The organism is Rathayibacter sp. AY1C1 (assembly GCF_002932105.1).
Taxonomy (GTDB): domain Bacteria; phylum Actinomycetota; class Actinomycetes; order Actinomycetales; family Microbacteriaceae; genus Rathayibacter.
In genome coordinates this window covers 19,605-30,540 of sequence record NZ_PSWH01000038.1, presented here as the reverse complement: position 1 = coordinate 30,540, position 10,936 = coordinate 19,605, and the positions used below count along the sequence as shown (strand labels likewise).

Here is a 10,936-nt window from a genome sequence, read left to right as displayed (position 1 = left end):
ACGCGGGGCCCCCGCCCCTGAACCCCTGACCCGAACAGGAGCGATGACATGGACAAGTCCTGCGTCCGCCCCCTCGACCTGGACGACGCCGTCGCCCTCGTCGGCATCCTCGCCGCCCTCCAGGCCCTCCTCGACAGCGGCGGCCTCCCCGCTGAGGAGGTCGAGGCCCTGCGCCACGGCCTCGAGCAGGGCGGCGCCCTCCTCCCCGGAAGCGACGAGAACGAGATCGCGACGGCTCTTGGTGGGCTGAACGCCCGCCTGCGTGGGACCATCGGGTGATCGCGCCGCGCTCGACGTTCCCGTAGCCTTCATCCGCGCTCGTGTCGACCCCGGAGACGCGCTCCCCCGCGCACGGGTAGCGTCCGGTCCGGTCCCGCACTCCCACGGGGTCGCTGAACCCCGAGAGCCGGAGGAGATCCGATCGTGAACGGTGACCACTTCGTCCTCTCGACCGCGACGCCGTGGGACGACCGCACCGAGATTATCGGCGTGTACGCCTCGGAGGCATGGGCCCGCGAGGCCGCGGCCGCATGGCTCGGCTCGCCGGACCGCGAGGCGTTCCCCCGGTGCGTCATCGAGGGCTGGAGCGGCGCGCACCTCCTCGGCCGCGAGGTCGTCGAGGCCCTCGGCTTCGACGACGAGGGCGGCGACGAGTCGCTGGGCGGCCCCCGCAGCCTCTGACCTGGCGGGCTAGCCGCCCCAGTGCGACGGGCGCTCGAAATGCGACGGCAGCGTGGTCGCCGCATCCCCTCGGGCGCTGTTCACCTGCGCCTGGGTGAGGTAGACCGCCTCGGCGAGCCGCGCACCGGACACGTCCGCATCACGAAGGTCCACCCCGAGCAGGTCGCACCGCTGCAGATCCGCACCCCGCAGGTCCGCAGCCAGGAGGAGCGCGCCCCGCAGATCCGCTCCCCGCAGGTCCGCGTTCCGGAGCGGTGCGCCCGCCAGATCGGCACCCGGAGCGAGCCGACGGCCCTTCGACCGGCGGGCAGCCGGCGCCGCTCCTGCGCGAGCGGCCGCGCTCGCCGCGATCAGGAGCGGCCGGGATGCTCCGTACTCCGCGTCGACGTCGACCGCGACCACCTGCTCCGGCTCACCGAGGGTGTGCGCGTGCACCGCGTCGAACCGCTCGCGCAGCTCGTCGAGGAGCGGCGCGGCGACGCCGGGCAGCGCCAGTGCGGAGTCGAGGTACCAGAGCAGCTCGTGCAGGCGGCGCATCAGCGGGAACACCGCGAACATCCGCTCGCGCACGGCCGGGTCCGACCGCCAGGAGACGCCGCCGAACGTGTGCTGCGAGACCTTCTGGCCGGCGCCGAAGCAGTCGAAGACGGTGCAGCCGACGAAGCCCTGCGGCCGGAGCCGGCGGTGGATCGTGCATGCGTCCTCGCCGTCGAGGTTGACGCACGGGTCTCCGGCGCGCTTGTCGAACGGGAAGTCGGCGGAGCGGGCGAAGGCGAGGGCCACGCAGCACAGGCCGAAGCAGTTCGCGCAGTCGGCGCCGAGGTCCTCGCGGCGGCCGAGCTCGACCCTGGTGCGTGACGTCATCCGTCCGAGCCTACGCGCGGCGGCGCCTCCGGATCAGTGCGCGAGCGCGAGCACGCCGACGACCAGCACGCCGAGGCCCACGATCCCGAGCAGCGAGACGAGGCTCTCCTTCCAGGAGAGGCCCGCGCGCACGACGGCGATGAGGGCGATCCCCGCGAGCGTGGCGACGTAGACGCCCGCGCCGATCCGCAGCGCGACCGTCGCGTCGATCCAGCCCAGCGCCGCGGCACCGAGCGCGAGGACCGGCAGCGACGCCGAGGCGAGCGCCCCGCCCGCGATCCGCAGCATGGTGTGCGTCTCGGAGCGCGAGGGCGCCGAGGCGTGCACGACCTGGTGCGCGATCACCTCGGCGACGAAGCCCGCGGCCGAGATCCCGATGATCGAGATCACGAGGCTCTGGAGGGCGTGGACCGCGTCGGGGTGGTCGCCGACGAGGTAGATCATCACCACGGCCAGGCCCGTGAAGGTCGCGTAGACGCGCTCCTTGAGGGCGCGGGCGATCTCGTCGAGGGGGCGGCGGGTCCGCTCCGCCCACCGGCCGGCGCGGCCCGGGCGCAGGCGCACGGGCGTCATCCGGTCGGCGGGTGCGGTGCGGCCCTCGTCGGCCGCTCCGTCAGTAGGAGGCTGAGTCGACACGTGCCGCGGAGGAGTCGCCCGAGTGCCGCGCGGCGAGGTCGCCGAGGATGGTCGCGGAGCCGCTGGTGCCGAAGCGGGTGACGCCGAGGCCGCGGTAGGCGAGGAGCGTGTCGAGGTCGCGGACTCCGCCGGACGCCTTCACCTGGACGGCCTCCGAGACGGCGCCGCGCATGAGGCGGAGGTCGTGCTCGTTCGCGCCTCCGCCCGCGAAGCCGGTGGCGGTCTTCACGAAGTCCGCTCCGGCGCGCTCGGCGGCCCGGCTGCCCTCGACGACCTGCTCGTCGTCGAGGAGGCTCGTCTCGAGGATGACCTTGACGACGTGGCCCTCGGCGGCCTCGACCACGGCGCGGACGTCGTCCTCGACGTCCTGGAGCAGGCCGCTCCGGAGGCGGCCGATGTTGACGACCATGTCGAGCTCGGACGCGCCGTCGGCGAGCGCCTGACGCGACTCCGCGACCTTCGCCGCGGTCGAGGTGGTGCCGTGGGGGAAGCCGATGACCGTGCCGACCAGGACGCCGGAGCCCTCGAGCCGAGCGACCGAGTGGGCGATGTCGGAGGGGCGGACGCAGACGCTGAACACGCCGGACGCGCGCGCCTCGTCGAGCTGGGCGTCGACCTCGGCGCGGGTGAGCTCGGGCTTCAGGATCGCGTGGTCGATGAGCGCCGCGATCTCGGCGACGGTGGGCAGGCTGGAGTCGGTCATCCGCACATTTTACGTCCGCCGGCGGGACGACGAAGGCCCGCGATCCGATGGATCACGGGCCTTCGATCGTTCACGCCGCTAGCGGCGCCGGGTCACCAGCTGGACTTGGTGATGCCGGGCAGCTCGCCGCGGTGCGCCATGTCACGGAAGCGGACACGCGAGATGCCGAACTTCGTGAGGTTGCCGCGGGGGCGGCCGTCGACGGCGTCGCGCGAGCGGACGCGGACGGGCGAGGCGTTGCGGGGGAGCTTCTGGAGGCCGACGCGGGCGGCCTCACGGGTCTCGTCGGTCCCGGCCGGGTCGACCAGGGCCTTCTTCAGCTCGAGGCGCTTGGCGGCGTAGCGGTCGACGATCACCTTGCGCTGCTCGTTGCGGGCGATCTTGCTCTTCTTGGCCATACTTAGCGCTCCTCGCGGAAGTCGACGTGCTTGCGCACTACGGGGTCGTACTTCTTGAGCACGAGACGGTCGGGGTCGTTGCGGCGGTTCTTCTTGGTCACGTACGTGTAACCGGTGCCGGCCGTCGAACGGAGCTTGATGATCGGACGGACGTCCTGCTGCTTGGCCATTAGATCTTCACCCCGCGAGCGAGAACATCCTTGACGACGGACTCGATGCCACGGGCGTCGATGACCTTGATGCCCTTGGCCGAGAGGGTCAGGGTGACGTTACGGCGAAGCGACGGCACGTAGTACGTCTTCTTCTGCACGTTCGGGTCGAAGCGGCGCTTGGTGCGCCGGTGCGAGTGCGAGATGGCGTGCCCGAAGCCGGGGACGGCTCCGGTCACCTGGCAGACTGCTGCCATGGTTTCCTCCATGTGTGATTACCGTGGATCACGCGCGGCACGAAGCCCCGCCCGATCCACCCAAGGTCACTTGTCGGCGCACCGCCCGCCTGTCCGGCCGGAGCCGGAGCTCCTGCCCGGTGGGCAGCACGCAAGCGCGTGCAGATGCACGCAACCTCGCTAGGCTACGCGATCCGGGCGGCGGCCGCAACAGGGTGGGGACACTGCGCCGACAGGGCGGGGACGCCGCCCCGACGTGCACAGGGACTTCCTGGGAGGTTCCGGCAGAAGTGGCCTCCCGTACCCCCCGAGCAGGGCGTTCGTGTACCTTGCGCCTTCCTCGCGGGTCTACGACCGCCCTACTCTGAGCCGACCGCGGGCGCCCGCTCCCGGCAGCAGCCGGGAGTAGCAGCACATGCGCCAGTCCTTCCTCCGTTCCCTCGTCGCCGCGGCCGTGCTCGTAGCGGGCGCAGGACTCAGCGTCGTGGCCGCGCCGACCGCGTCGGCGGCGCCGGTCTTCAGCACCGCGTGCTTCACCTCCCCGAAGGTCTCGACGGTGTCGCAGTACACCGTTCCCGCGACCGGGGTCTCGACGGTCCGCGCCGTCCTCAGCGGCCAGAACGGCGGGAAGGGTGCGAGCGGCCTCGGGACGGGCAACGCCGGCGGACGCGGCTCCAGCCTCGTCGTGGAGGTGCCCGTCACACCCGGGCAGGTGCTGGAGATCGGGCGCCTCACCGGCGCCCCGGCCGGAGCGGCAGGCGCCACGCGCTACGTGAACGGCGGCGTCTACGCGGGCGACTCCGGCGGCGCGGGCGGCGACGCCCAGTACCTCAGCACGGCCGGCTCGGACGGCTGTCAGCACGCCCTCGCCGTGGCGGCGGGCGGCGGAGGCGGCGGCGGGCGGTCCTCGGTCGGCGGCGACGCCGACGCCGGCAGCGGCGCGAGGGGCGGCGGGAACGGCGGCAGGAACAACGCGGCCGACGGCGGCGGCGGCGGCGCGGCCGGGCAGAGCTCGGGCGGCTCGCCCGGCGCCCGCGGCTACAGCACGTTCGGCGAGTGCGCCGACGGCAACAACGGCCAGTGGGGCGTGTTCCTCAACGACGGCAAGGGCGCCGACGCCGGCGCCTCCCGCGGCGGCGGCGGCAACTGCTCGTTCCCCGGCCACAGCGGCGGCGGCGGCGGGGCCGGCTGGTGGTACGGCGGCGGCGGCGGATCGCCCTACGTGTTCGGCAGCATGAACGACACCCTCGGCGTCATGAACGACCCCGGCGCCGGCGGCGGCGGCTCGAGCTACGTGCACCCGAGCGTGACGAGGATCTCGCAGACGGCCGGCCCGACGGCGGCCGACCCCGTGGTCGCTCCGGTGCACGACACCGCCGTGACCGTGACGCGGACCCCCGACTTCTCGATGCTCGGGCAGGAGGTCACCGTCACCGCGAAGGTGACCATCCCGAGCCTGGGCCGGCCGGTGGCCGCCGGCGGCACCGTCGAGATCCTCACCGGTGCAGGCACCAGCAGGGTGACCCTCGACGCGGACGGCGTCGGCGTTCTGACCACGAGGGACATCCCGCAGGGCTGGAACGAGATCCGCGCGCACTACCCCGACACCATCACCCCCGCCGAGGCGGGACGAGGGAGCTGGTCGGCGCTCCCCGCTCTGCGCCACGAGGTGCGCGCGTGCGCCGCGGCACCCGTCATCACCCGGCAGCCCTCGGACATCGCGGGCGTCACCAACCAGATCTACACGCTGACGATGGGCGTGAGCGTCTCGGCCGTCTACGGCGGCATCCCCGCCGTGTCGTGGGAGAGGTCCACCGACGGCGGCGCCACGTGGAAGCCCGCCCTCGGCCGGGCGGGCGCCCGGGAGGACGGGACCGCGTTCCTCGAGGCCGGCCCCGATCCCACCGGCTCCTACCGCTACCGGGCGACCCTGACCACCTGCGGGGGCAGCGTCCGCAGCGAGCCGGCCACCGTGGCGGTGGGCGGCGTGCGCTTCGACCTGTCGACGCTCCCGCAGAAGGCGTACGGCGACTCCTTCGACGCGAGCCCCTACGCGCAGGCCGTCGATGTGCCCGGCCGCTCGATCGTCCTGAGCAGCAGGACCGCCGAGACCTGCTCCGTCAGCGGCATGAGGGTGACCGTGCTCCACGCCGGCGTCTGCACGCTCGCGGCGAGGCTCGACGCGCTCGCTCCTCTGGGCTGGGCGGGCGAGCCCCTGCAGAGCTTCACGGCGAAGCCGAAGGCGCTCACGGTCACCGCTCCGACGGTCGACTACCCGCGAGGCGCGCCGTCCCCCGACCTGCGCTGCACGGCCGCCTTCGTCGGCTCCGACACCTTCGGCGCCCCGCTCACGGCCGGCGTCTACCGGCCGATCGTCACGGCGGACGACGTCATCTACCGCTTGATCCCGAACTGGCCCACCTCCACCTTCACCACCTTCACCACGCGGTGCAGCGGCGCGAAGGTCAGCAGCGACTACACGATCGCGGGGTACAAGGACGGCGCGCTGCGCATCGTCGCGGCTGTCCCGATGGTGACCGCCTCCTCGCCCTCGTCGACCTACGGATCCACTCCCCCCGCGATCACCGCCTCCGTGACCGGCTCCCCCTCGGGGACCGTCTCCTGCGGCGCCTTCGCGGCGTCCGACACCGGATTCAGGACGCCGCTGGCGCTCTCCGCGACGACCCCCGTCGGCCGCTACCCCACGCGCTGCTCCGGCCTGACGAACCCCTCGGGACAGCTGATCACCATCGACGGCGCGCTCACGATCTCGCCGGCGCCCCTCACGGTGACCGCGTCGAGCCCCGGGACGCAGGCGCACGGCACCGCGACCGCCCCGACGGTCACCTGCACGGCCGACGGCTTCGCTGGAACCGACCGCTTCGTCACCGAGCCGACCGGCGCCTACTACACGGCGGACGGCACCGGGAAGGTGACGGTCGGAGCGCGCACGCCCGTCGGCGACTACGTCACCAGGTGCGACGGAGGCGATGCGGGGCCGAACTACACCCTCCGGTCGATCCCCGGCACCTTCGCGCTGGCCGACCGCTCTGCCCCCGTCGTGACCGTGCCCGCCGCCGTCACGGCCGAGCCGGTCGACGTCTCCGGCGCCGTCGTCACCTTCGCCTCCTCCGCGGAGGACGCGGTCGACGGAGCCGTGGGCTCGACCTGCACGCCCGCCTCGGGGAGCGTCTTCCCGATCGGGGACACGACGGTCGACTGCACCGCGGACGACGAGGCCGGCAACACCGGCACGTCCTCGTTCCGGATCACGGTCCGGAAGTTCTCGCAGACGGTCGCCTTCACCTCCTCGCGGCCGACCGCGCCGACGGCGCTGGGCACCTTCACCCCGACGGCCACCGGCGGCGGCTCCGGGAGCCCCGTCTCGATCGGAGCGACCGGATCCTGCGCGATCGCCGACGGCGTCGTGACCTTCACGCGCGGCGGCACCTGCACCGTGACCGCCGATCAGGCCGGCGACGACCACTACACCGCGGGGCGCGCCTCCTTCGATCTCGAGGTCGCGAAGGCGTCGCAGACGCTGACGGTCGCGGTGCCGAAGACCGGCGTCCTGGAGTCGACCGGCGTCGCCACGGCGACCTCGAGCTCGGGACTGCCGGTGCTCGTCAGGACCTTCTTCGGCTGCACCGTCGCCCCCGACGCGACGGGTGCGCAGATCCTGACCTACACCGAGCCCTCGACCTGCGGCGTGCAGTTCGACCAGCCGGGCGACGACGTGTACGCGGCCGCCGACGGCCTGGTGCGCTTCGTCCCGATCTCGCGGATCCCCCAGACGGTCGTCGTCACCTCGACTCCGCCCGACCGGGTGTTCACCGACGACCGGTACACGGTCGAGGCGACCGGCGGCGGCTCGGGCAACCCGCTCGTGATCGCGGTGATCGAGAACGGCAACTGCACCATCGCGGACGACGTGGTGACGTTCTTCGGCGACGGCACCTGCACGGTGACGATCGACCAGGCCGCGGACGATCGACACGACGCCGCTCCGCAGGTCCGGCAGGTCATCACGGTCGGGACTCCCGAGGGGAACCTCTCCTTCGGGAGCACCGCGCCCCCGCACGCGATGTCGCTCGAGACGTACCGGCCGACGATCGTGCCCGGCCCGTCGAAGGGCGTGCCCGTGCTCTCCGCGAGCCGAGACTGCTCGATCCTCCCGGACGGAGTGACCGTGCGGAACGACGGGGCCGGGCTCTGCGTGCTGTCCCTCGACCAGCCCGGAGACGGCTACTGGCCCGCGCGGCACGCCGAGCAGGAGTACTCGATCTACTTCCTCCCGCAGACGGTCCGGATCACGAGCGCGCCTCCGGTCGGCGCCGTCCTCGGGGACACGTACCGCCCCGTGATCGAGGGCGGCGCCTCGGGCATCGCTCCGTTCCTCCTCACCACCGCGTCGTGCTCGGCGAAGGACGGCGTGGTCACCTTCACCACGAAGGGCGTCTGCGGCGTCTTCGCCTACCAGAACGGCAACCGGCAGTACGACAGCGCCCGGCCCGCCGTGCAGGAGGTGGAGGTCGGCTACGCGCCCGGCTCCGTGGCGTTCACGACCGCCGTCCCGACCGACGCGGAGGTCGGCGGATCCTTCACTCCCGCCTTCACGCGCGGACCGTCCTCCGGCCCCTCGGTGCTCAGCGTCTCGGGCGCCTGCTCCGACGGCGAGAACGGCGCCGTCCGGTTCGACTCCGCGGGCACCTGCACGCTGACGGCGATCCACTACCGCGACGCCGCCTACGGCACCGCGCGGGCGGTCCAGACCTTCGAGGTCACCGCGATCGCGCAGACCGTCGCCTTCACCTCGACCGCGCCGTCGACGGCCGCGGCCGGCGACACGCTCACTCCGACCGCGACGGGCGGCGCGTCCGGGCTCCCCGTGACGATCGGAGCGACCGGCGCCTGCACGCTCGCGGACGGCGTCGTCACCTTCGCCGGCAGCGGCACCTGCACCGTCACGGCGGACCAGGCGGGCGACGGGCGCTACGCCGCGGCGGCGCAGGCCTCGCAGACCGTCGCGGTCACGCAGCTCGCGGGCACCGTCGCGTTCGGCGGCGATGCTCCGGCCGAGGCCCGGGTCGGGGGCTCCTCGACGGCCGCGGTCGTCGCCGGCCCCTCCAGTGCTCCCCCGGTGCTGACGGCCTCCGGCGCCTGCTCCGTCGGGCCCTTCCGACTGGTCTCCTACGACTCCGCCGGCACCTGCACGCTGACGCTGGACCAGGCGAGCGACATCCGCCACAGCGCAGCGCCGACGGCCGTGCGCAGCTTCGAGATCACCCGGGTCGCGCAGACCGTGGCCTTCACCTCGCAGGCGCCGGACTCGGCGCTCGCGGGCGGCACCTACCGCCCGACCGCGACCGGCGGAGCCTCGGGGCGCCCCGTGGTGCTCGGCGCCTCCGGATCCTGCACGCTCACCAACGGGGTCGTCGCCTTCACCGGATCGGGCACCTGCACGGTGACCGCCGACCAGACGGGCGACGCCCGGTACGACGCGGCGGAGCGGGCCTCGCAGGTGATCGCGGTCGGACTGCTCGCGGGCACCGTCTCCTTCGGCGGCAGCGCGCCGACCGGCGCGACGGTCGGCGGGACGACCACCCCGCGGATCATCGCCGGGCCCTCCACGGCGCGTCCGGTGCTGACCGCCTCCGGAGCATGCTCGACGGCCGCGGGAGTCGTGTCCCACGACTCCGTCGGCACCTGCACGCTGACGCTCGACCAGGCGGGCGACTCGCGGTACGGCGCCGCTCCGCAGTCCGTCCGCACCTTCGCGATCGGCGCCCTCGGCCAGACGCTGGCGTTCGCCTCGCCGGTCCCCGACGCGGCGGTCGCGGGGGGCTCCTACACGCCCGTCGTGACGGCCGGCGCGTCGAGCGCCCCCGTGGTGCTCGGAGCGGCCGGGTCCTGCACGGTCGCGGACGGCGTCGTGACCTTCACCCGCTCCGGCACCTGCACGGTGACCGCGGACCAGGCCGGGGACGAGCGCCACTCGGCGGCTCCGCGGATCACGCAGTCGGTGGAGGTCGGCACGGCGGCGGGAGCGGTGTCGTTCCGCGACGCCGCTCCGACGGACGCCCGGATCGGCGGCTCCTGGACCCCGTCGATCGTCCGCGGCCCGTCGAGCGCCGACCCGGTGCTGGACGCCTCCGACTCCTGCTCCCTGGGAGAGGACGGCACGGTGTCCTACGACTCCGTCGGCACCTGCACGCTGACGCTGGATCAGGCCGGCGACGACGCTCACGCGCCCGCGGAGCAGGTCGTCCGGACGTTCCCGATCGGCAGGGCGCTGCAGACGGTCGCCTTCACCTCCGCGGCTCCGAGCACGGCGACCGCGGGCGGCCGCTACACGCCGACCGCGGCGGGCGGCTCCTCCGGTCTGCCGGTCACGATCGGCGCCACGGGCGCGTGCTCGCTCGCGAGCGGCGTCGTGACCTTCAGCGGATCCGGCACCTGCACGGTCACCGCGGATCAGGCCGGCGACGCCTCGCACGACGCGGCTCCCCGGGCGACCCAGTCGATCGCGGTCACCGCGGTCGTCCCGCAGAAGAAGAAGGCGCAGAAGGTCGCCTTCTCGACCGCGATGCCGTCCTCGCCCGAGAAGGGGATCGCCTACCCGGTCGCGGCCACCGCCTCCTCCGGTCTGCCCGTGAAGCTGTACGCGAGCGGCAGCTGCACGCTGACCGCGACCGGCGCGGGCACGGCGACGGTGCGGCTGACGGGTGCGGCGAGCTGCACCGTCCGGGCCACGCAGGCGGGCGACTCCGCGTGGCTCGCCGCGACCTCGGTGACGCAGTCGCTGCAGGTGAAGTCCTCCACCCGCGCCGACCTCACGCTGACGCTGGCGCCGGCGCCGGGACTGGCAGCGACGGCTCCGCTCTCGGGCACGATCACCGTCCGGAACACCGGCACCCGGGACGCGGCGACGACGACCACCCGGGTCGTCGTCAGCGGAACGGTGGCGAGTGCGCCCGGCGCCGTGCAGACGAAGGGCTCGGCCGCGGGCACGACGGTCCTCACCTGGACCGCGCCGAGCGTCTCCGCCGGGCGGAGCACCACCTACTCGGTGACGCTGGTCGACCGGCCGGCCGCCACGACGATCGATGCCAGGGTGTCGACCGCCGCCGCCGATCCCACGCCGGCGAACAACGCGGTCAGGCGCACCTTCCGGTAGAGGCTGCGGGGAGGGAGGGGTGTCGCGCCGCGTTGCCCGTTCCCTCCCCGACCGCTACGGTCGCGGGGACGCTCCGGGGGACGGGGCTCGCG

Annotated in this window: 9 protein-coding genes; 3 read left to right on the top strand and 6 right to left on the bottom strand. The window is 73.9% G+C overall.

Annotation, left to right across the window (positions count from 1 at the left end; genetic code table 11):
- Nucleotides 1-48: 48 nt before the first annotated feature.
- Nucleotides 49-279, top strand: coding sequence for a hypothetical protein (locus C5C71_RS14925; protein ID WP_104261342.1), 231 nt, complete (start codon nucleotides 49-51; stop codon nucleotides 277-279).
- A 144-nt stretch (nucleotides 280-423) separates the two neighbouring features.
- Nucleotides 424-681, top strand: coding sequence for a hypothetical protein (locus tag C5C71_RS14920; RefSeq protein WP_104238985.1), 258 nt, complete (start codon nucleotides 424-426; stop codon nucleotides 679-681).
- Between the two features lie 9 nt (nucleotides 682-690).
- On the opposite strand, the gene C5C71_RS14915 is transcribed toward C5C71_RS14920, so the two are convergent.
- The 6 genes from C5C71_RS14915 to rpmB form a co-directional block, all read right to left on the bottom strand.
- Nucleotides 691-1,545, bottom strand: coding sequence for a pentapeptide repeat-containing protein (locus C5C71_RS14915; RefSeq protein WP_104269795.1), 855 nt, complete (start codon nucleotides 1,543-1,545; stop codon nucleotides 691-693).
- A gap of 33 nt (nucleotides 1,546-1,578) precedes the next feature.
- Nucleotides 1,579-2,181 carry a hypothetical protein gene (locus C5C71_RS14910; RefSeq protein ID WP_146084485.1) on the bottom strand — a complete coding sequence of 201 codons (603 nt, stop codon included), beginning with the start codon at nucleotides 2,179-2,181 and terminating at the stop codon, nucleotides 1,579-1,581.
- Entirely contained in the window at nucleotides 2,159-2,884 is a 726-nt protein-coding gene (gene deoC / locus C5C71_RS14905; RefSeq protein WP_181027245.1) for a deoxyribose-phosphate aldolase, read from the bottom strand. The genes C5C71_RS14910 and deoC overlap by 23 nt, the downstream gene beginning before the upstream one ends.
- A gap of 92 nt (nucleotides 2,885-2,976) precedes the next feature.
- Complete coding sequence (rpsN, locus tag C5C71_RS14900) at nucleotides 2,977-3,282, bottom strand: 30S ribosomal protein S14 (protein ID WP_104225107.1); 306 nt, start codon at nucleotides 3,280-3,282, stop codon at nucleotides 2,977-2,979.
- 2 nt (nucleotides 3,283-3,284) lie between these two features.
- The gene (gene rpmG / locus C5C71_RS14895; RefSeq protein ID WP_027692168.1) at nucleotides 3,285-3,452 is read right to left on the bottom strand and encodes a 50S ribosomal protein L33; all 168 of its coding nucleotides are present in this window, start codon (nucleotides 3,450-3,452) and stop codon (nucleotides 3,285-3,287) included.
- Nucleotides 3,452-3,688, bottom strand: coding sequence for a 50S ribosomal protein L28 (gene rpmB / locus C5C71_RS14890; protein ID WP_056038148.1), 237 nt, complete (start codon nucleotides 3,686-3,688; stop codon nucleotides 3,452-3,454). The genes rpmG and rpmB overlap by 1 nt, the downstream gene beginning before the upstream one ends.
- 394 nt (nucleotides 3,689-4,082) lie before the next feature.
- Between rpmB and C5C71_RS14880 the strand changes: the two genes are divergently transcribed.
- Nucleotides 4,083-10,844 (top strand): HYR domain-containing protein, encoded by a 6,762-nt coding sequence (locus C5C71_RS14880; protein WP_146084484.1) that lies wholly within the window; start codon nucleotides 4,083-4,085, stop codon nucleotides 10,842-10,844.
- The last annotated feature ends 92 nt before the right edge of the window (nucleotides 10,845-10,936 follow it).